This is a genomic window from Streptomyces cyaneofuscatus, from assembly GCF_000718135.1.
GTDB classification, from domain to species: Bacteria; Actinomycetota; Actinomycetes; order Streptomycetales; family Streptomycetaceae; genus Streptomyces; species Streptomyces cyaneofuscatus.
Window position 1 is genome coordinate 168,901 of record NZ_JOEM01000008.1, and the last position, 18,973, is coordinate 187,873.

At 71.8% G+C, this 18,973-nt stretch carries 21 protein-coding genes; 10 read left to right on the forward strand and 11 right to left on the reverse strand.

Translation table 11 applies throughout. The features are described 5' to 3' along the window. Window positions 1-20 precede the first annotated feature (20 nt). From IF17_RS0115305 to IF17_RS0115320, 4 genes are all read right to left on the reverse strand, one after another. Window positions 21-1,031 (reverse strand): FAD binding domain-containing protein, encoded by a 1,011-nt coding sequence (locus tag IF17_RS0115305; RefSeq protein WP_030566172.1) that lies wholly within the window; start codon window positions 1,029-1,031, stop codon window positions 21-23. Continuing rightward, a complete protein-coding gene (locus IF17_RS0115310) occupies window positions 1,028-1,591 on the reverse strand; it encodes a (2Fe-2S)-binding protein (RefSeq protein ID WP_030566174.1) in 564 nt (187 codons plus the stop codon). Before IF17_RS0115310 ends, IF17_RS0115305 begins: the two co-directional genes overlap by 4 nt. A 48-nt stretch (window positions 1,592-1,639) precedes the next feature. Continuing rightward, on the reverse strand, window positions 1,640-2,029 hold the full coding sequence (locus IF17_RS0115315; protein ID WP_030566177.1) for a hypothetical protein: 390 nt from the start codon (window positions 2,027-2,029) through the stop codon (window positions 1,640-1,642). An 89-nt stretch (window positions 2,030-2,118) separates the two neighbouring features. Next, window positions 2,119-3,084 (reverse strand): LLM class F420-dependent oxidoreductase, encoded by a 966-nt coding sequence (locus IF17_RS0115320; protein ID WP_030566179.1) that lies wholly within the window; start codon window positions 3,082-3,084, stop codon window positions 2,119-2,121. Between the two features lie 88 nt (window positions 3,085-3,172). On the opposite strand from IF17_RS0115320, the gene IF17_RS0115325 reads away from it, so the two are divergent. The 3 genes from IF17_RS0115325 to IF17_RS0115335 all read left to right on the forward strand — a co-directional run bounded on the left by IF17_RS0115325 (window position 3,173) and on the right by IF17_RS0115335 (window position 5,360). Beyond that, window positions 3,173-3,529, forward strand: a complete 357-nt coding sequence (locus IF17_RS0115325) for a DUF6479 family protein (RefSeq protein WP_030566180.1) — start codon at window positions 3,173-3,175, stop codon at window positions 3,527-3,529. Between the two features lie 54 nt (window positions 3,530-3,583). After that, a complete protein-coding gene (locus IF17_RS0115330) occupies window positions 3,584-4,435 on the forward strand; it encodes a cation diffusion facilitator family transporter (protein WP_030566182.1) in 852 nt (283 codons plus the stop codon). Between the two features lie 100 nt (window positions 4,436-4,535). Beyond that, a complete protein-coding gene (locus tag IF17_RS0115335; RefSeq protein ID WP_030566184.1) occupies window positions 4,536-5,360 on the forward strand; it encodes a VOC family protein in 825 nt (274 codons plus the stop codon). A gap of 5 nt (window positions 5,361-5,365) precedes the next feature. Here IF17_RS0115335 and IF17_RS0115340 read toward each other — a convergent pair whose 3' ends face one another. Continuing rightward, complete coding sequence (locus tag IF17_RS0115340; protein ID WP_030566186.1) at window positions 5,366-5,899, reverse strand: DUF6328 family protein; 534 nt, start codon at window positions 5,897-5,899, stop codon at window positions 5,366-5,368. A 224-nt stretch (window positions 5,900-6,123) separates the two neighbouring features. On the opposite strand from IF17_RS0115340, the gene IF17_RS0115345 reads away from it, so the two are divergent. Beyond that, window positions 6,124-6,504, forward strand: coding sequence for a VOC family protein (locus IF17_RS0115345; protein WP_030566188.1), 381 nt, complete (start codon window positions 6,124-6,126; stop codon window positions 6,502-6,504). A gap of 10 nt (window positions 6,505-6,514) precedes the next feature. Here the strand turns inward: IF17_RS0115345 and IF17_RS0115350 are convergent, their stop codons facing one another. Beyond that, window positions 6,515-7,009, reverse strand: coding sequence for a GNAT family N-acetyltransferase (locus tag IF17_RS0115350; RefSeq protein ID WP_030566190.1), 495 nt, complete (start codon window positions 7,007-7,009; stop codon window positions 6,515-6,517). Between the two features lie 201 nt (window positions 7,010-7,210). Between IF17_RS0115350 and IF17_RS0115355 the strand changes: the two genes are divergently transcribed. After that, a complete protein-coding gene (locus IF17_RS0115355) occupies window positions 7,211-7,795 on the forward strand; it encodes a hypothetical protein (protein ID WP_030566192.1) in 585 nt (194 codons plus the stop codon). Continuing rightward, window positions 7,792-8,391, forward strand: a complete 600-nt coding sequence (locus tag IF17_RS0115360) for a hypothetical protein (RefSeq protein WP_030566194.1) — start codon at window positions 7,792-7,794, stop codon at window positions 8,389-8,391. Before IF17_RS0115355 ends, IF17_RS0115360 begins: the two co-directional genes overlap by 4 nt. Before the next feature lie 91 nt (window positions 8,392-8,482). Here the strand turns inward: IF17_RS0115360 and IF17_RS0115365 are convergent, their stop codons facing one another. The 3 genes from IF17_RS0115365 to IF17_RS0115375 form a co-directional block, all read right to left on the reverse strand. Then, window positions 8,483-8,668, reverse strand: a complete 186-nt coding sequence (locus IF17_RS0115365) for a hypothetical protein (protein ID WP_030566196.1) — start codon at window positions 8,666-8,668, stop codon at window positions 8,483-8,485. Between the two features lie 94 nt (window positions 8,669-8,762). After that, window positions 8,763-9,560, reverse strand: a complete 798-nt coding sequence (locus IF17_RS0115370) for a tyrosine-protein phosphatase (protein WP_030566198.1) — start codon at window positions 9,558-9,560, stop codon at window positions 8,763-8,765. 77 nt (window positions 9,561-9,637) lie between these two features. Next, on the reverse strand, window positions 9,638-10,165 hold the full coding sequence (locus IF17_RS0115375) for an SHOCT domain-containing protein (RefSeq protein ID WP_030566200.1): 528 nt from the start codon (window positions 10,163-10,165) through the stop codon (window positions 9,638-9,640). 302 nt (window positions 10,166-10,467) lie between these two features. Between IF17_RS0115375 and mutA the strand changes: the two genes are divergently transcribed. Genes mutA through meaB form a run of 3 tightly spaced genes read left to right on the forward strand, consistent with a single transcriptional unit; the run spans window position 10,468 to window position 15,587 of the window. Beyond that, window positions 10,468-12,330 (forward strand): methylmalonyl-CoA mutase small subunit, encoded by a 1,863-nt coding sequence (gene mutA / locus IF17_RS0115380; protein WP_030566202.1) that lies wholly within the window; start codon window positions 10,468-10,470, stop codon window positions 12,328-12,330. Beyond that, window positions 12,330-14,579, forward strand: a complete 2,250-nt coding sequence (scpA, locus tag IF17_RS0115385) for a methylmalonyl-CoA mutase (RefSeq protein WP_030566204.1) — start codon at window positions 12,330-12,332, stop codon at window positions 14,577-14,579. The genes mutA and scpA overlap by 1 nt, the downstream gene beginning before the upstream one ends. A gap of 12 nt (window positions 14,580-14,591) precedes the next feature. Then, window positions 14,592-15,587 carry a methylmalonyl Co-A mutase-associated GTPase MeaB gene (gene meaB / locus IF17_RS0115390; RefSeq protein ID WP_030566206.1) on the forward strand — a complete coding sequence of 332 codons (996 nt, stop codon included), beginning with the start codon at window positions 14,592-14,594 and terminating at the stop codon, window positions 15,585-15,587. An 85-nt stretch (window positions 15,588-15,672) separates the two neighbouring features. Here the strand turns inward: meaB and IF17_RS0115395 are convergent, their stop codons facing one another. Next, window positions 15,673-16,464 (reverse strand): ABC transporter ATP-binding protein, encoded by a 792-nt coding sequence (locus IF17_RS0115395; protein WP_030566207.1) that lies wholly within the window; start codon window positions 16,462-16,464, stop codon window positions 15,673-15,675. A 149-nt stretch (window positions 16,465-16,613) separates the two neighbouring features. Here IF17_RS0115395 and IF17_RS0115400 point away from each other — a divergent pair, with 149 nt between their 5' ends. After that, a complete protein-coding gene (locus tag IF17_RS0115400) occupies window positions 16,614-17,627 on the forward strand; it encodes an ABC transporter substrate-binding protein (RefSeq protein WP_030566210.1) in 1,014 nt (337 codons plus the stop codon). Window positions 17,628-17,714: 87 nt separating this feature from the next. Here IF17_RS0115400 and IF17_RS0115405 read toward each other — a convergent pair whose 3' ends face one another. Continuing rightward, the gene (locus tag IF17_RS0115405; RefSeq protein ID WP_030566212.1) at window positions 17,715-18,914 is read right to left on the reverse strand and encodes a M20 family metallopeptidase; all 1,200 of its coding nucleotides are present in this window, start codon (window positions 18,912-18,914) and stop codon (window positions 17,715-17,717) included. Window positions 18,915-18,973 lie beyond the last annotated feature (59 nt).

Sequence of the window (18,973 nt, forward strand, 5' to 3'; positions counted from 1 at the left end):
GGCCTCCGGTCGGTGGGGTGTCAGATGGTCGGGCCGGCCTCGGGACCGTGCGGGTCGCTGAGTTCGCCGAGGACGTCCTGGGCGACGCGGCGGACGAGGTCCACCTTGAAGGCGTTGTCGCGCAAGGGCTGCGCCTCGGCCAGTTCGGCGATCAGGGCGTGCTGGAAGGCTGCGGGGGTGGCGGGGGCGCCGAGCAGTTCGGCCTCGGCCCGGCGGGCGCGCCACGGGCGGTGGGCGACACCGCCGAACGCGAGCGTGGCCCGTTCGACGCGGCCGCCCGCCACCTGGAGGGTGGCTGCAACGGAGACCAGTGCGAAGGCGTACGACGCCCGGTCGCGGGCCTTGCGGTAGCGGGAGACCGTGCCGGGGGCGGGCGGCGGGAGGACCACCTCGGTGATCAGCTCGCCGGGCCTGATCACGGTGTCCTGGTCGGGGTTCTCCCCCGGCAGCCGGTGGAACTCGGTGACGGGGACGGTCCGTTCGCCCTCGGGACCCAGCAGCACCACGGTCGCGTCGAGCGCGGCGAGGGCCACGGCCATGTCGGAGGGGTTGGTGGCCACGCACTCGGCCGAGTGCCCGAGGATCGCGAGGTCGCGGTGGGATCCTTCGCGGGCGGGACAGCCGGAGCCGGGGAGCCGCTTGTTGCAGGGCTTGGAGACGTCCTGGAAGTACGAGCAGCGGGTGCGCTGGAGGAGGTTGCCGCCGGTGGTGGCGGTGTTGCGGAGCTGCCCCGAGGCCCCGGCGAGCAGCGCCTGGGTGAGCACCGGGTAGTCGCGGCGTACGTCGGGGTGGGCGGCGAGGTCGCTGTTGCGGACGGTGGCGCCGATCCGCAGGCCGCCGTCGGGGGCCGGGGCCACCCGGTCCAGCGGGAGCTTGGTGACGTCGATGAGGAGGCCGGGTTCCTCGACCCCGAGTTTCATCAGGTCGACGAGGTTGGTGCCGCCGCCCAGGAACCGGGCTCCGGTCCCTTCCGCGCAGAGCCGTACGGCCTCGGCGGTGGTGGTGGGTCGCTGGTAGCCGAACGGTTTCACGGGGTCACGTCCTCGATGGCTTCGACGATCCGGGGGTAGGCCCCGCACCGGCACAGGTTGCCGCTCATCCGCTCGCGGATCTCCTCCGCGTCGAGAGGGGCGGGGTCGGCGGTCAGGGCGTCCGGCGGGGTCGCGTGCGACGGGTGGCCGTCGGCGGCCTCCTGGAGCATGCCGACGGCCGAACAGATCTGCCCGGGGGTGCAGTAGCCGCACTGGAGGGCGTCGCGCTCGACGAACGCCTGCTGCAAGGGGTGGAGGGTGTCGCCGTCGGCGAGACCCTCCACCGTGGTGATCGCCGCACCGTCCTGGGCGACGGCGAGCAGCAGGCAGCTGTTGGCGCGGCGGCCGTCCACGAGGACCGTGCAGGCTCCGCACTGGCCGTGGTCGCAGCCCTTCTTGGCGCCGGTCAGGCCGAGCTGTTCCCGCAGCAGGTCCAGGACCGTGGTGCGGTGGTCGAGTGTCACCTCGGTCTCCTCCCCGTTGATGTACAGGGTCACGGTGGACCGTTCGACGGTGACCGGCTCCGGTGCGGTGACCGCTTCCAGGGCGAGGGAATCCATGCTCGAACACCTTTCACTTCGGGCTGCTGTCGGGGCGACGCGGGCGCGTCAGCGGTTCTCCAGGCGCAGCCGTACCTCCTGCTCCTGGTCCCCCGCCGCCGTACCGACGACGCGTACCGCGAACGCGCCGGTGAGGTGCTCGCGGAGCCGGTCGACGGCCCGGTAGCCGCCCTGGGCGTCCACCGTGACCGGGGCGGTCAGCGTCACGGGGTGGGCGGCGGCCTTCGGCTCGGACACGTCGACGGTGGTGACCCAGACGGTCGGGCAAGGGCCGCTCGTCGCCTCGGGTTCGTCGCCCGCGTCCCGGTCGGAGTCGAAGGCGCTGCCAAGCACGCCGAACACGCTCCGCGCGTCCGCGAGGTCGCACCGGCTCAGCGACACCAGCACCTCCTGACCGGCCGTGGAGTCGTCGCCGCTTCGTTCGGGGGTGCTGTTCACGAAGGTTCCTTCCATCGGGTGCCGGCCTCGGGTCCACTCCAGGCTCACCCCGCGCCGGGCCGACGGCGACACGGGAGGGCCGAAGAGGGCTACAGCTCCCGCAGAGCGGGCAGGAGGGACTTCTCCGCCCACGAGATGAAGGACTGCTGGTGTTCCCCGCCCACCTGGACCAGTGCGATCTCGGTGAATCCCGCGTCGCTGTAGGCGCGCACCGCGTCGACGAACGTGTCGACGTCCGGTCCGCACGGGATGGCGGACGCGATGTCCTCCTTGCGGACGAGTTCGGTCGCCTGGGCGAAACTCGCCGGTCCGGGGAGTTCGGAGTTGACCTTCCAGCCGCCGACCGACCAGCGGAACTGTTCGTGAGCGCGGGCGACGGCGGCGTCGCGGTCGGGGTCGTAGCAGACGGGCAGCTGGCCCACCCGGGGCTTCCCGGTGCCTCCGTGCCGGTCGAAATCGTCCAGCAGGCCGCTCTTCGCCTCGGTCGCGATCACCAGGTCGGCGCTGCGGCCCGCGAGGGCGCAGGAGGCCGGGCCGGAGACCGCGACGCCGATCGGCACCCGGGCCTCGGGCAGGTCCCACAGCTGAGCGTTCTCCACGTCGAAGTGGGTGCCGTGGTGGTTGACGTTCCCGCCGTCGAAGAGAGTGCCGATGATCTCCACGGCCTCTTCGAGCATCTCCAGCCGCACATGGGCGGCGGGCCATCCCCCGCCGACGACGTGTTCGTTGAGGTTCTCGCCGGAGCCGAGGCCCAGCCGGAAGCGGCCCTCGGCGAGGATCTGCAGCGTCGCGGCCTTCTGGGCGACGACGGCCGGGTGGTAGCGGGTGGTCGGACAGGTCACGTACGTCATCAGGCCGATGCGCTCGGTGGCCTGCGCGGCCGCGCCGAGGACCGCCCACGCGTACGGGGCGTGGCCCTGTTCCTGGAGCCAGGGGAAGTAGTGGTCGGAGGTGACGGAGAAGTCGAATCCGGCCTTCTCCGCGGCCACCACGTCCCGTACGAGCTCTCGGGGTCCGGTCTGTTCCGTCATCATCGTGTAGCCGATTCGCACCATGCGAAACGCTTTTCCCCTGAGATACTCATAAAACATGAATTGATGTGAACGGCCGACTGACACCCTCCTCCCGGGGTATGCGGCAACCATGGACGTATCGAACGGAGCCACGCAGTCACTGGCCGCCACACTCGCCGACGGGACGGGCGCGCTGGCGGCCGTCCTCTTCCCCATCGCCGCGCTCGCCGTGGTGGGTCTGCTGATCGGCGGTTTCCTGCTCGGCAAGCGGAAGAAGGACACCGAACTGCCGCCGCCGCTCCCCCACGAGCAGCCCGTGAAGCCGGAGGGGCGCACGCACATCGACGCGCACGACCCGCACGCCTCCGACCGCTTCCCCGCCGACGGCAGCGCCCTCAACCCGCACCAGCTCGACGACCACGGCAACGCGCCGCTCCCGCCCCACCAGGACGACCCGCGCACCGATACGGATCCTCCGCGCAGCTGACCCGTCCCCCCGCAGGGGGCGGGTCCGTCGGCCCCCTCGTCACCGGAGGTGGTGATGAGCCGGTCGGCCGCCGACCGACAGACCCGCCTCACCGTTCTGGTCGCGCTCGCGGCCAACCTGGTGATCGCGGCAGCCAAAACCGTGGGCGGGCTGGTTTCCGGCTCGCCCACGCTGCTGTCCGAGGCGGCTCACTCGGTCGCCGACAGCCTCAACGAGATCTTCCTGCTCGCCGCCCTCCGGCGCAGTCGCCGCCCCGCCGGCGCCCATCACCCGTTCGGCTACGGCAAGGAACGCTACTTCTGGGCGCTCCTCGCCGCGGTCGGCATCTTCGTGATGGGCGGCTGTTTCTCGTTCTACCAGGGGCTCCACGCCCTGCGGCGCGACGACGACGAGTCCCCCACCGGCTACACCGCCGGGCTGATCGTGCTCGGCGTCGCCTTCGTCGCCGAGAGCACCTCCCTGACCCGCGCCCTGCACCAGGCGCGCGGCAAGAAGGGCGCGGCCATCGACCCGGCGCTGCGGACCGTCATCGCGGAGGACAGCACGGCGGTGCTCGGCGTCAGCCTGGCCATCGCCGGGATGTCCCTGCACCTGGCCACCGGAAGCGTGGTCTGGGAGGCGGCGGCCTCCCTGGGCATCGGACTGCTCCTCGTCGACGTCGCCTTCCGGCTCGGCCGGAACGCCCGGGACCAGCTGATCGGCGAGTCCGTGGCCGAGCTTCTCACCATGCGCCTGGGCATGCACTCCGTCCTGGTGGCGGCCCGCATCGACCTGGCCCCCGGCATCGACAGCGAGCGGGTGGAGGAGGTCTCGATGCGCATCCGGCACGCGATGGGCGAGCGGTGGCCGCAGGCGGACCAGGTCTTCCTGGACATCACGAACGCCCCGCCGCGCATCGGGCTCTGAGCGCGGCCCGCGTTGCGCCGCCGCACCGGCCGTCCGAGGGTGGGTGCTGGACCGCAAGCGGCCGCCCCCGCGCCGCACACCCGTGAGAAGGCAGTGGACCATGACCGGAAGCGACCCCCGTACGGCCCCCTCGGCAGCGCCCCTGACGGGCCCCGCCGCGCCGTGCTGGGTCACCCTGATGACGCGGGACCTTCCATCCGCCCAGCGGTTCTACGCCGAAGTGCTGGGCTGGTCGTTCCGCCCGGGGCAGCTCGGCGCGGAGTTCTCCGTGGCCCGGCGCGGCGACATCCCGGTGGCGGGCATCTTCGCCGTGTCGACCGCGTACCAGGTCGCGGTGGCGTGGACGCCGTACTTCGCGGTGGCGGACGCCGATGTGGCCGCCGCCCGGGTCCGGGAGCGCAGCGGCACGGTGGCGGTGGGGCCGCTGACTCTCGGCAAGGGGCGCGGCGTCCTGGCCTCGGACCGGGACGGTGCCGCGTTCGGCCTCTGGGAGCGCACCGAGCCCTCCGCCTCCCCGCCGGCCCCCGACGGCCACGCGCACGCCTGGCTGCGGCTGCGGACCCGCAACGCCTTCGACGCGGCGATCTTCTACGGCGAGGTACTCGACTGGGCGAGCGGGCGTCCCGGATGCTGCGACGTCGCGTACGAGGGTGACGAGGTCATCGTGCGGTGCGAGGGGCGGCCGCTGGCCCGGATCAGCTCCGGGGCGGTGGAGGCCGCCGTCGATCCGCTGGTGCGCCCGCACTGGCTGGTGCAGTTCCCGGTGGCCGACGTGCCCGTGACGGTCGCGGCGGCCGAACGGCAGGGCGGCTCCCTGGTCGAGGAGCGGTCTGCCCTCGGCGGCAGGGAGGCCACCCTGCGGGACCCTGACGGCGCGCTGTTCACGGTCACCGACCTGCGTGGTCCGGTGGGTCCGGAGAGCTGAGCGGTTCAGTCCTTCTTGCCGGCGGACGAGCCCTTGGTGAACGGCTCGTCCTCGCGCGGTCCGGAGCGGCCGCGGGCCAGGGCCCAGACGGGGAAGATGAACCAGCAGGCCAGGAACCACAGCGCTATCCCGCCGACCAGCCAGAGCGCGAAAGTGTTGTGAAGCGCGACCCGCATGATCAGCAGCAGGGTCGAGCACATCGTGAAGAAGAGCAGCACGAGACCGAGGACGGTCATGCGTGACGCCCAGATGACCGTCTCCGGCTTCATCCGGCGGCCGGTGAGCAGCCGGTGGTAGGTGACGGGGCCGATGAGCGCGGCGACGGTCGCCGAGCCGAGCACCACCGTGACGACGTAGATGTCGCGGTCCAGCTCCGAGAGGTCGCCGAACCTCGGCTGGAACACCACGGCGAGGAGAAAACCGAAGAGGATCTGCACCCCGGTCTGGGCGACACGCAGTTCCTGGAGCAGTTCGGACCACTGCCGGTCCGCTCTCTCGTCCTCGGTCTCCTCGCGGCCTCTGCCATTGGCCTCCGACACAGGGACCCCCTCTGTTCGACATGACCGGGTGCTGACACACCCGTTCGATCCGGGACTACAGGTGCCCCGGCCGCACAGAACCAATCCACCGGGATCGGCGCCCGATTCCCACTCGACCCGGTCGCGCCATCCCCTTAAGATCTCTGCCACGGCATCGCGCGTCGGTCACCGTCCGGGTGAGGCGTGGAGGTAGCCCGTGAGATGCCCGTTGGAGGCATTCCACCGTGTCGGTCGAGTTGAACCACACCATCATTCATTCCCGCGACAACCGCGAGTCCGCCGCATTCCTGGCGGATCTGCTGGGCCTGGAAGTCGGAGAGGAATGGGGCCCGTTCGTCCCCGTCGTCCTCGCAAACGGCGTCACCCTGGATTTCGCGACGATCCCCGAGGCGTCCATCACCCCGCAGCACTACGCCTTCCTCATCTCGGAGGCGGAGTTCGACGCGGCGTTCGGCCGGATCCAGGAGCTGGGGATCGCGTACTACGCCGATCCGCATCTGAGGTTCCCGGGCGAGATCAACCACAACGACGGCGGCCGGGGTGTCTACTTCCCCGATCCGAGCGGTCACGGCCTGGAGCTCATCACCCGCCCCTACGGCGGCTGAGCGCGGGCCTTCAGCGCCCCACGGGGAGCAGGAGTTCGGGGCGGTCCCACATCACCGCGGGCGGGTTCGCCCGGACGGTGCCGACGCGCTCGGCGCCCACACCGCAGTAGAAGCCCTCGGCGGGCGGGTGGGACACGATCCGGACTCCGGTGAGGCCCGCCCGCCGTGCCTCCTCGCGCAGATGGCCGATGAGCAGCCGCCCGATGCCGAGCCCCTGCGCCTCGTCGGCGACGAACATCAGGTCGAGCTCGGGCGGCTGGAGGAGCAGCGCGTAGAAGCCGAGGACCCGGTCGTCGGCGCGGTCGGCGGCGACGAAGACCCGGTGCGCCTCGATGTAGTCCGGTCCCACGCGGTATCCGGCGACCATCGGGGCGTACGGGCCCTCGTAGGCGCGTGACGTCCGGACCAGCCGGGTGAGCCGGCGGGCGTCCCGCGCCGTGGCCCGGCGGATCACGGGGTCCGGGCGGTGCGGACCTCGCCCGGAGTGCGTAACTCCTGATCTCATGCGTCGAGTATTACGTACGCCGATACGTGCACCACACACCGAGCACTCCGGCAGGCCTCGAACGCATGAACGGCCGTTCGTGGGTACACGGACTCCTGCACGCCGCCCGGTGGTTGCTCCGCCGGGCCCGGACCGAAAGGGGTTGACCACTGTGCGACAACGACGCTGCGTACCGGCCGATGAGCGGTGGGGGCGGTAACCGTGACAACAGTGATCATCATCATCGCCGTGGCCCTCGTGGTGGCCGCCGCCGTCTACTTCTTCCTGGTACGCGGAGGTTCCGTCGGCGGAGGCCGGAGCCTGCGCAGCCGGTTCGGCCCCGAGTACGACCGGGTGGTCGCCCGGCACGGCGGCGACACCAAGGCGGCCGAGCAGGAGCTCGGTGAGCGGGTGAAGCTCCACGGCGACCTGGAGAAGCGGCCGCTGACCGAGGCGGCCCGCGCGGACTACACCGCCCGCTGGGCCCGCACCCAGGAGCAGTTCGTCGAGTCGCCGCAGCAGGCCCTCAACGAGGCCGACGCGCTGCTGGCCGACCTCTCCCGCGACCGGGGCTTCCCGGCCGGTGAGAGCTTCGAGGACCGCACAGCCGCGCTCTCCGTCCACCACGCCCACCATGTCGACGGCTACCGCAGGGTGCACGCCGCGCGCAACGACGGCACCGGCACCGAGGAGATGCGCGAGGCGTTCGTCGAGGCCCGCGGCCTTTTCGACGCCCTCATCGAGGACGGCCCGGCGAACCGCGACCACAGCAACCGACAGCTCACGAAGGAACGAGGCACCTCATGACGCAGACCCCGAACGAGACCGGCAACACCGGCAACACGCCCGACAGGCCCACTCCGTCAACCGGGGCCGAGCGCGTCCCGCCGGTCACACCTCCCGGCAACGCGCTCGGTACGCCCGTGCCGCCGGCGGCCGCCAAACCCTCCGGTTCCCCGCCCACGGCCACCCGCACGGACAGTACGTCCGCCCCGGCCACCGACCGGACGCACGCCGACAAGACGCACGCCGACTCCGCCCGTACGGACAAGGCCCGGGAGACCGGCCGGACGACGGCTTCCCCCGAAGGCCACTCCCGCTCCCACGGCACGGACACGGCGAAGGACAACGGCCGCCCGCTGTTCGCGGCCGAGACGCGGGAGAAGTTCGACGCCCGTATCCATCAGGCCGTGGCCGGCTTCGTGGAGAACCCGCGTCAGGCGGTGCAGGAGGCCGACGCGGCCTTCGACGAGGTCGTCACCGAGCTCACGCAGGCCTTGGCCGAGCGGTCCCGGCTGCTGCGCACCGACCGCGACGGCGAGCGGTCCGAGGCCGGTACGGAGGATCTGCGTATCGCCCTCCAGCAGTACCGCGACCTGACGGAACGCCTCGTCCGCCTCTGAGCGGCGGCCGTACGGCGTCACCACCACGCGAGGGCCGGTCCCACCCGATCTGTTTCGGGGGGACCGGCCCTCGCGTCGTGCTGCCCCGCTCTCACGGCGCTCCCTCTCCGTGGCTCTCCTCCTGATGGACAGAGGGCTGATGGGTGGCGGGCTGATGGGAGGAGGGCCCGGGAGTGGGCTCCTGGTCCGGCCCCGCGACCCTGCCGACACCGAAGGCGATGGCGAAGACGGCGGCGACCGCGGCGACGAAGGCCGCGATCCTCAGTCCGGTGTTCATGGCTGTCCCCCAGCGGACGACGACGTTTTCCGACAGCGCCAACATACCCCCTAGGGGTATCACTGTCACGCCGAGGACCCGTCCGCACCGGAGCTCAGCCGGCGATCACCAGCCCCTCGCGCAGCCGCTCCAGCACCGGTTCGGGGATGCGCAGGCCGGTGCGTACGTACCCGCCGAGACCGCCCCACCGCTCGTCCATCGCGTCGAGCGCCGTCTCCAGATAGCGGGGGCGCACCTCGACGATCGCCGCCGCGACGGCCGGATCGCCGCCGCCGTCCAGGAACTTCTGGACGTACGGAGCGAACGCGGCCCGTACGGCGGGGTTCACCGCCAGGAAGTCCTGCCGCACGGTCTCCCGGGAGGCCCCCAGGATCATCAGCAGGACGGCCGCCGCCCAGCCGGTGCGGTCCTTGCCGGCCGTGCAGTGGAAGAGCACCGGCCGTGCGGCGGGATCCGCGGCGGTCTCCAGGAAGGCCCGGTAGGCGGCCGCCGCGCCGGGCGAGAGCACCATCTTGCGGTAGGTCTCGGCGAACAGCTCCTCGGCCCGGCCGCCGCCCAGCGCGCGTTCCGCCTCGGCCGGGTCGGTGAGCAGCGCCTTGAGCCGGGCCGGCGCCACGCCCGGGTGGTCGCCGAGGACGTCGGCGACGAAGAGCCGGGCCCGGTCCGGGAGGCGGTCCGGGGACCACTGCCGTTCGTCGGCGGTGCGCAGGTCGACGACCGTACGGATGCCGAGAGCGGCCACCGCCCGGTCGCGGCCCGGATCCAGGTCGCTCAGCTGTCCCGAGCGGAACAGGACACCTTGCCGCACCCGGCGGTCACGGCCCAGGGCGATGCCCCCCAGGTCGCGCAGATTGACAACGGTGGCGGCCGGAACGGTCCGGGCGGTCTGCACGATGAACTGCCTCTTTCCCTGATGAGAACGCATGGGGCTCCATCGGCCCAACGACCCACCGGCCCACCGGCCGGAACTCAGTCCGCCAGCAGATCGGCCTTCTGCTCCGCGAACTCGGCGTCCGTGAGCACGTCCCGCCCCCACAGCTCGGCGAGCCGCTCCAGCCGGGTGATGATGTCGTCCCCCTCCGCCGCTTCCTCCGCGTCGGCGTCCGACCCGGTCGCACCGAAGCGCTCATGGGCGACGAACGCGCCGCCCGCCTCCCGGAAGGTGCGGGCGAGCTGCGAGGTCCACAGGTCCTCCCGGACGACGAGGGCGACCGTCTCGCCTTCCGGCACACTCCGCTCCAGCACCTCCACGTTCCCGGCGCTCAGCGCCACGGCCGCCCCTCTCTCCTCCCCGTCGGCCGGAACCGTCCCCTCCGGGTCGAGCTCCGCCAGCTCCACCGGGGTCAGCGCACCGCCTTCGGCGCGACGGACGAAGGCCAGATCTCCGGCGCGCACGGCACCGGACGCCACGGCATCGGCGAGGACGGGCACGACGGCCCCGGTGAAGCCGCTGCCGGGGAAGGCGATGACGAGGTGTTCCACAGGTCCGACGGCCACGGTCGCGTCCTCTCCGCATCCCGGCGGCCGCGAGGGCTCCGGGGTGGATACGGGCATGCAAGGGATGACATAAGAAACCAGAAGAAACCGGAAAACTTCGCACATAATATGCATCAACCATCCCATTCCCCCCTTTGTCGAGCATGGCCGTGTTGCGCCCGTCCCGTTCCGGCTCCCCCGCTGCCCGGAGCCGTGGTGCCGGTAACGCGACGGTATGTAAAGGATCAAGTGCGGACCGGAGAGGGCAAGGTCACAGCACGTGCCCCTGCTGCTCGTTCCCCGCGCTGGCCTAGCATCTGAGCATGACGGTCCAGCCTGCTGACGGGCTCTCTCCGGCCGCCGCGTTCCCCGACCCCTCCCATGACCAGTGGCAGAGCCTCGTCGAAGGCGTTCTGCGCAAGTCGGGCAAGGAAGTCTCGGGCTCGGCCGCCGAGGAAGCGCTGTCCACCACATTGGAGGACGGGCTCACCACCCGGCCCCTCTACACCGCGCACGACACCTCGCCGGACACCGGTTTCCCCGGCTTCGCGCCCTTCACCCGGGGCAGCAGGGCCGAGGGGAACGCGGCGGGCGGCTGGGACGTGCGCCAACGCCACGCCCTGAGCGACCCCGCCCGGCTCAACGAGGCGGTGCTCGGTGATCTGGAGAACGGGGTCACCTCGCTCTGGCTCACCGTGGGCGGCCCCGCGGGCGTCCCCGTGGAGTCGCTGGCCCGCTCGCTGGACGGCGTCTACCTCGACCTGGCGCCCATCGTCCTCGACGCCCCGGCCGACCTGGACGCCGCCGCCACCGCGCTGCTGCGGCTGTACGAGGAGCGGAGCGTCGCCAAGAGCGAGGCGCGCGGCACCCTGGGCGCCGATCCCCTCGGCCACGAGGCCCGGGCCGGCATCGAGGCGGACCTCACCGCCGCCGTCCACTGGGCGAAGGTCTGCGGCGCGGAGTACCCGGGGCTGCGGGCGATCGTCGTGGACGCGCTCCCGTACCACGAGGCCGGCGGTTCGGCCGCCGAGGAGCTGGGGCTCTCCCTGGCGACCGGTGTCGCCTATCTGCGGGCGCTGACGGCGGCCGGTCTCGGTGTGGAGGAGGCCTGCGCGCAGCTGGAGTTCCGTTACGCGGCCACCGCCGACCAGTTCCTGACGATCGCGAAGCTGCGGGCCGCGCGCCGGCTGTGGGCGCGGGTCGCCGAGGTGTCGGGGGCGCCCGGGGCGGGCGGCCAGCGCCAGCACGCCGTGACGTCGCCGGTGATGATGACGCGCCGCGACCCGTGGGTGAACATGCTGCGCACCACCCTCGCCACGCTGGGCGCGGGGGTCGGCGGCGCCGACTCCGTCACCGTCCTGCCGTTCGATCACGCGCTGGGGCTGCCCGACGCGTTCGCCCGGCGCATCGCCCGTAACACCTCCACGATCCTGATGGAGGAGTCGCATCTGGCCCGGGTCATCGACCCGGCGGGCGGCTCCTGGTACGTGGAGCGGCTCACCGACGAACTCGCGGCGGCCGCCTGGGCGTTCTTCCAGGAGACCGAGCGGGCGGGCGGACTGCCCGCGGCCCTGCGCTCGGGGATGGTCGCGGAGCGGCTCGCCGCCACCTGGGCGGCGCGCAGCGCGAAGCTGGCCCGCCGCAAGGAGCCGATCACCGGGGTCAGTGAGTTCCCGATGCCCTCCGAGCGGCCGGTGGAGCGCGAACCCGCGCCCGATCCGTACGCGGGTGGCCCGGGCGGGCTGCCCCGGGTCCGGCGCGACGAGGCGTTCGAGGCGCTGCGGGCCCGGTCGGACGCGCACCTCGCGGCGACCGGCGAGCGGCCCAAGGTGTTCATCGCCGCGCTGGGACCGGCCGCCGCGCACACCGCGCGGGTCTCCTTCGCCGTCAACCTCTTCGGGGCGGGCGGGATCGAGGCGGTGCACCGGCCGGTGTCGGTGGACGTGGCGACGGCGGGCGAGGCTCTGACCGCATCCGGTGCGAGCGTGGCCTGTCTCTGTTCCTCGGATGCCCTGTACGCCGAGCAGGCGGCCGAGGTGGCCGGGGCGCTGAAGTCGGCGGGCGCGGCCCAGGTGTTCCTCGCGGGGCGCCCCGGCGAGTACGCCGATGTCGACTCCTACGTCTTCGCGGGCTGCGACACGGTCGCCGTTCTCACCTCCGTACTCGACCGCATGGGAGTGGCGTGATGCAGACATCGCCCACGGAACAGAAATCCTCCGGGGACTCCACCGGGAAATCCTCCGTTCCCGACTTCTCCGAGGTCGCGCTGGAGTCCCCCGCTCCCCCGGCCGCCTCCGCCGAGGAGTGGCAGGCGGCCGTGGCCAAGGAGGCCGACGGCTCCGAGGCACCGCTCTGGGAGACCCCGGAGGGCATCACGGTCAAGCCGCTCTACACGGGCGAGGACCTGGAGGGCCTGGACGCGCTGCACAGCTACCCGGGCATCGCCCCGTATCTGCGCGGGCCTTACCCGACGATGTACGTCAACCAGCCCTGGACGATCCGTCAGTACGCCGGTTTCTCCACGGCCGAGGAGTCCAACGCCTTCTACCGGCGCAACCTCGCGGCCGGGCAGAAGGGTCTGTCGGTCGCCTTCGACCTGCCGACCCACCGGGGGTACGACAGCGACCACCCCCGGGTGACCGGCGATGTCGGTATGGCCGGGGTGGCGATCGACTCGATCTACGACATGCGCCAGCTGTTCGACGGCATTCCGCTGGACCGGATGTCGGTGTCGATGACGATGAACGGCGCGGTGCTCCCCGTGCTGGCGCTGTACATCGTGGCCGCCGAGGAGCAGGGCGTACCGCCCGAGAAGCTGGCCGGGACCATTCAGAACGACATTCTGAAGGAATTCATGGTCCGTAACACCTACATCTATCCGCCGACCCCGTCGATGCGGATCATCTCCGACATCTTCGCGTTCACCTCGCAGAAGATGCCGCGTTACAACTCCATCTCGATCTCCGGGTATCACATCCAGGAGGCCGGGGCGACGGCCGATCTGGAGCTGGCGTACACGCTGGCCGACGGCGTGGAGTATCTGCGCGCCGGGCAGGAAGCCGGCCTGGACGTCGACGCGTTCGCGCCCCGGCTGTCGTTCTTCTGGGCGATCGGGATGAACTTCTTCATGGAGGTCGCCAAACTGCGGGCGGCCCGGCTGCTCTGGGCGCGCCTGGTCAAGCAGTTCGGCCCGAAGAACGCCAAGTCCCTTTCGCTGCGCACCCATTCGCAGACCTCGGGCTGGTCGCTGACCGCGCAGGACGTCTTCAACAATGTGACGCGTACGTGTGTGGAGGCGATGGCCGCGACGCAGGGGCACACCCAGTCGCTGCACACCAACGCGCTGGACGAGGCGCTGGCGCTGCCCACCGACTTCTCGGCGCGAATCGCCCGTAACACGCAGCTCCTGCTCCAGCAGGAGTCCGGGACCTGCCGGGTCATCGACCCGTGGGGCGGCAGCGCGTACGTGGAGAAGCTGACCCGCGACCTGGCGGACCGGGCCTGGCAGCACATCGAGGAGGTCGAGGCGGCCGGCGGGATGGCGAAGGCCATCGACGCGGGCATCCCCAAGCTCCGGGTGGAGGAGGCGGCCGCCCGTACGCAGGCGCGGATCGACTCCGGGCGGCAGCCGGTGATCGGGGTGAACAAGTACCGGGTGGAGACCGACGAGAAGATCGACGTGCTCAAGGTCGACAACTCCTCGGTGCGCACCCAGCAGATCGAGAAGCTGCGCCGGCTGCGTGAGGAGCGCGACGAGGTGGCGTGCCAGGAGGCGCTGCGGGCGCTGACGGCGGCCGCCGAGCGTGCGCCGGGCCCCGGCCTTGAAGGCAATCTGCTGGCGCTGGCGGTCGACGCGGCGCGGGCGATGGCCACGGTCGGGGAGATCTCGGACGCGTTGGAGAAGGTGTATGGGCGGCACGCCGGTCAGATCCGTACGATCTCCGGTGTGTACCGCAAAGAGGCAGGGGACTCCCCTTCGGTGGACCGCACCCGCGCGCTGGTCGACGCGTTCGAGGAGGCGGAGGGGCGCCGTCCGCGCATCCTGGTCGCCAAGATGGGCCAGGACGGCCACGACCGGGGCCAGAAGGTGATCGCCACGGCCTTCGCCGACCTGGGCTTCGACGTGGACGTCGGCCCGCTGTTCCAGACGCCGGGCGAGGTGGCGCGGCAGGCGGTGGAGGCCGACGTGCACATCGTGGGCGTCTCCTCGCTGGCGGCCGGGCACCTCACCCTGGTGCCGGCGCTGCGCGAGGAGCTGGCCGCCGAGGGCCGGGAGGACATCATGATCGTGGTGGGCGGGGTGATTCCGCCGCAGGACATCGAGGCCCTGCACGAGGCGGGCGCGGCCTCGGTCTTCCCGCCGGGGACGGTGATCCCGGACGCGGCCCACGATCTGGTGACGCGGCTCGGAGCCGCGCTCGGCCACGAGCTGTGAGCCGCTGACCGGATGGCTGCCAAGATCGACATCGACAGTTATGTGCAGGGAGTGCTCGACGGCAAGCGGGCGTTCGTGGCGCGCGCCATCACGCTCGTCGAGTCGACGCGGGCCGAACACCGGGTGCTGGCGCAGGAGTTGCTGAGCCGGTTGCTGCCGCACGCCGGGAAGGCCCGGCGGATCGGGATCAGCGGGGTGCCGGGGGTGGGCAAGTCCACCTTCATCGACGCGCTCGGCACGATGCTCACCGGGCTCGGGCACCGGGTGGCGGTGCTGGCCGTCGACCCGTCGTCCAGCCGTACGGGCGGTTCCATCCTGGGTGACAAGACCCGGATGGAGCGGCTCGCGGTGGACCCGGCGGCGTTCGTGCGCCCCTCCCCCACGGCGGGCACGCTGGGCGGGGTGGCGAAGGCGACCCGGGAGTCCATCGTGGTGATGGAGGCGGCCGGGTACGACGTGGTGCTCGTGGAGACGGTGGGGGTCGGGCAGTCGGAGACGGCGGTCGCCAACATGGTGGACACGTTCCTGCTGCTGACCCTGGCCCGGACCGGTGACCAGTTGCAGGGCATCAAGAAGGGTGTCCTGGAGCTGGCGGACGCCATCGCGGTGAACAAGGCCGACGGCCCGCACGAGCGCGACGCCCGCTCGGCGGCACGCGAACTGGCGGGCGCACTGCGGCTGATGCACCCGGTGGACGCGGCCTGGACCCCGCCGGTCCTCACGTGCAGCGCCCGGGAGTCGACCGGGCTCGACACGCTGTGGGAGCGGCTGGAGCAGCACCGTACGGTCCTGGAGTCCACCGGGCGGCTGGCGGCCAAGCGGCGTGACCAGCAGGTGGACTGGACCTGGACGATGGTCCGGGACGAGCTGCTGGACAGTCTGCGCAACCACCCTGCCGTACGGAAGCTGGCGCCGGAGCTCGAACAGCGGGTCCGCGAGGGGACGTTGACGGCGACGCTGGCCGCCGAGGAAATCCTCGGCGTGTTCCGGGGGGACGAGCCCGCCTGAGCAGTACCTCGATCCGAGCAGACCGATGGGCCCCTGGACGGAGGGGCCCATCGGCGTTTCAGGGGGTTGCCGTCCGGATGAAGGCTCAGGCGGCTACCGGTGGCGCGCTCACGGTCGGTACGACGACGGGGGCGCCGTCGGAGGTCGCGGTGAGGATCTCGGCCTCGATGCCGTACAACTCTCGTACCAGGTCGGCGTCGACGATCTCGCGCGGCGGTCCGGAGGCGACGATCCGCCCCGCGCGCATGGCGACCAGGGTGTCGGCGTACCGGGCGGCCCCGGCCAGGTCGTGGACGACCATGACGATGGTCCGGCCCTGGGCGGCGACCTCGCGCACCAGGTCCAGGACCTCCACCGCGTGGCCGATGTCGAGTGCGCTGGTGGGCTCGTCGAGCAGGACGATCGGGGTCTCCTGCGCGAGGGCCATGGCGAGCCAGCACCGCTGGCGCTGACCGCCGGAGAGCTGGTCGAGCCGGCGGTCGGCGAGGTCCGTCGTGCCGGTCGCCTCCAGGGCGCGGGTGACCGCCTCCTCGTCCTCGTGCGACCACTGGCGGAACAGCCCCTGGTGCGGGTGGCGTCCGTACCGTACGAGTCCGGCGACGGTCACCGCCTCGGGGGCCTGCGGGGCCTGGGGCAGCAGGGCGATGCGGTGGGCGGCGTCCCGCTGGCGCAGCTGCCAGACATCGGCGTCGCCGGCGAACACCTTGCCCGAGCGCGGCTGGTGGAGGCGGGCGACGCAGCGCAGCAGGGTCGACTTGCCGCAGCCGTTGGGGCCGACGATCGCCACCACTTGTCCCGATTCGACGGTCAGGTCGACACGGTCCACGGCGGTATGACCGGCGTATCCAGCGGTGAGCTGTTCAACACGGATGTCCACGAGGACCGGCCTTTCCGAAGAAATAGGGCATCATCTTGCCTGACACCACTAAAGTAAGGCTAACCTTAGCCCGCTGAGAGGGCGTCGGTAGCCTCCGTGCTGCCGAAAGATCCTCGTCGCTTCATGTCCCGTTGATTCCGGAGCCCTTGATGACCCTGCACCACCGCCCCGTCCGCACCGCCTCCCGAAGAGCGGCCCAGGCCGTCGCCACGCTCGGGGCCGCGGTCCTGCTCCTGACGGCCTGCGGAGGGGGCTCCGACTCGGCCGAGAGCAAGCCGTCCGGCGAGAAGTCCGCCAAGGCGGACTCCGCCTCGTCCAAGACGCGGACCGTCAAGGACGCCACGGGGACGGCCGTGGAGATACCCGCCGAGCCGAAGCGCATCGTGACGCTCACCCAGGAGGACCTGGACGCGGTCCTCGCGCTGGACATCAAGCCGGTCGGCATCACCAACGGGCAGGGCCTGGACAAGCCGCCGGCCTATCTGGCGGACAAGGTCGAGGGCATCAACATCGTCGGAAACCTGCTCCAGCCGGTCATGGACAAGGTCGTCGCCGCCAAGCCCGACCTGATCCTCGCCGGTGACATGCAGGACGAGCAGGTCCTCAAGCAGCTCCGCGAGATCACCCCGGCCACGCTGGTGACGATGGCGCCGACCGACGACTGGAAGCTGTTCTTCCGGGGTGTCGGCAACGCCGTCAACAAGCTGGACGCGGCCAACAAGTTCATCACCGACCACGAGGCCGCTGCGAAGGCCGCCGGTGAGAAGCTCGGGAAGAACAAGGGGGCCGAGGTCTCCATCGTCCGCTGGAACCCGGACGGGCCGAGCTGGATGGAGAACAAGCAGTTCGCCAGTGGTGTCGCGCTGGAGATGGGGCTGAAGCGGCCCAAGTCCCAGAACAAGGACGGCAACGCGCACACGCCGTCGCTGAGCCTGGAGAAGATCAACGAGATCGACGGCGACTGGCTGTTCCTGTCGACTCTGACCTCGGACGGCGCCAAGGCGCTCAAGGACGTCCAGGGCAAGCCGGCCTACAAGGAGCTCGGCGCCGTCAAGAACAAGCAGGTCGTGACGGTCGACGGCTCGGTGTGGTCGACCCGCGGCGGGCCGCTGGCGGCCGATGTCGTGATGGAGGACTACGTCAAGGCGCTCTCCGCCAAGTAGTCATCGCAGTCGCGCAGTCGCACGCCGGAACGCCGTTCGGCCCGGCCCGGAGACTCCGGGCCGGGCCGCGGAGCGGTTTCCGCCGGGTCAGGCGGATTCTGCGGTTGCCTTACGAGCCGCCGCGAAGTCCGCCGCCGTCCACGCCATGCCCACCGCACCGTCCAGCAGGGCCTGTTCGGCCGCCGGGGAGACCGCGGCGGCCACGAACTCCGGCTCGTGCGGGCCGCAGGCACCCCCGCTGATGTCCAGCACCGGGTGGATCGACGGCACCACATGCGAGACGTTGCCCATGTCCGTACAGGCGAAGGGCGGGCGCTCCACCGACTCGGCGCGGCCGAGCGTGCGGGCGTTGGCGGTCCAGAGCCGGAGCAGCTCCGCGTCGCCCCGGAAGTCGAGGTAGTCGGGTTCGGGCTGGTCCAGGGTCACTTCGCATCCCGTGGCGAGTGCACCGGCCCGGAAGCAGTCCTCGACGCGCTGCCGCAGCTCCCGCAGGTCCTCGGCGGCGAGCGCGCGGATCTCGTACGTGGCGGTGGCCCGGTCGGGTATCGCGTTGGGCGAGGTCCCGGCCGCCGTGGTGATGCCGTGCACCCGCCACTGGGGCGGCAGTTGCTGGCGCAGGAGGCCCAGGGCGACCTGGGCGACCGTGAGCGCGTCGGCGGCGTTGCGGCCCTCGTGCGGGTTGAGGCTGGGGTGGGCGGAGCGGCCGGTGTAGGTGACGTCGAGGGTGCCGAGGGCGAACGAGCGGAAGTCGGCCAGCTCGAAGGGGCAGGGGTGGACCATCATCGCGGCGTCCACCCCGTCGAACGCCCCGGCTTCCAGGAGGAGCGCCTTGCCCGCACCGCGCTCCTCGGCGGGTGTGCCGATCACTCGTACGGTCAGGCCGAGTTCGTCGGCGTACGGGGCGAGGCCGAGCGCCGAGCCGACCCCGGCGGCGGCGATCAGGTTGTGGCCGCAGGCGTGGCCGAGGCCGGGCAGCGCGTCGTACTCGCAGGCGATGGCCACGGTGACGGGTCCCGAGCCGATCGTGGCCCGGAACGCCGTCTCCAGGCCGTGGGCGGGGGCGGTGACGTCAAAGCCGTGTGCGGCCAGGAGTTCGGCGCAGAGGGCGGCGGAGCGGTGCTCCTCGAAGGCGGTCTCGGGGTCGGCGTGGATGCGCCGGCTGAGGTCGAGCAGGGCTTCCGCGTGGATCGTGACCGTGTTCCGGACGGCGGCCTTGAGAGCGCCGAGCCGCTCGTCGACCACCGCGCCGTCCTGTGCAGCGGCGTGTTCGGTTCCGGGGACGGTCATGGGTCTCTCCTGGCGTTCCGGGACCGCCCGGGGACGGTCGCCTGCACTGTCGGAAATAG

What these genes read in the sequence shown, in the direction of transcription:
- mutA (WP_030566202.1), top strand. Translation starts at nt 10,468, where the DNA reads ATGACGGTCCAGCCTGCTGACGGGCTCTCTCCGGCCGCCGCGTTCCCC.
- meaB (WP_030566206.1), top strand. Translation starts at nt 14,592, where the DNA reads ATGGCTGCCAAGATCGACATCGACAGTTATGTGCAGGGAGTGCTCGAC.
- IF17_RS0115365 (WP_030566196.1), bottom strand. Translation starts at nt 8,668, where the DNA reads ATGAACACCGGACTGAGGATCGCGGCCTTCGTCGCCGCGGTCGCCGCC.
- IF17_RS0115335 (WP_030566184.1), top strand. Translation starts at nt 4,536, where the DNA reads ATGACCGGAAGCGACCCCCGTACGGCCCCCTCGGCAGCGCCCCTGACG.
- IF17_RS0115310 (WP_030566174.1), bottom strand. Translation starts at nt 1,591, where the DNA reads ATGGATTCCCTCGCCCTGGAAGCGGTCACCGCACCGGAGCCGGTCACC.
- IF17_RS0115330 (WP_030566182.1), top strand. Translation starts at nt 3,584, where the DNA reads ATGAGCCGGTCGGCCGCCGACCGACAGACCCGCCTCACCGTTCTGGTC.
- IF17_RS0115360 (WP_030566194.1), top strand. Translation starts at nt 7,792, where the DNA reads ATGACGCAGACCCCGAACGAGACCGGCAACACCGGCAACACGCCCGAC.
- IF17_RS0115350 (WP_030566190.1), bottom strand. Translation starts at nt 7,009, where the DNA reads ATGAGATCAGGAGTTACGCACTCCGGGCGAGGTCCGCACCGCCCGGAC.
- IF17_RS0115400 (WP_030566210.1), top strand. Translation starts at nt 16,614, where the DNA reads ATGACCCTGCACCACCGCCCCGTCCGCACCGCCTCCCGAAGAGCGGCC.
- IF17_RS0115405 (WP_030566212.1), bottom strand. Translation starts at nt 18,914, where the DNA reads ATGACCGTCCCCGGAACCGAACACGCCGCTGCACAGGACGGCGCGGTG.
- IF17_RS0115325 (WP_030566180.1), top strand. Translation starts at nt 3,173, where the DNA reads ATGGACGTATCGAACGGAGCCACGCAGTCACTGGCCGCCACACTCGCC.
- IF17_RS0115320 (WP_030566179.1), bottom strand. Translation starts at nt 3,084, where the DNA reads ATGGTGCGAATCGGCTACACGATGATGACGGAACAGACCGGACCCCGA.
- scpA (WP_030566204.1), top strand. Translation starts at nt 12,330, where the DNA reads ATGCAGACATCGCCCACGGAACAGAAATCCTCCGGGGACTCCACCGGG.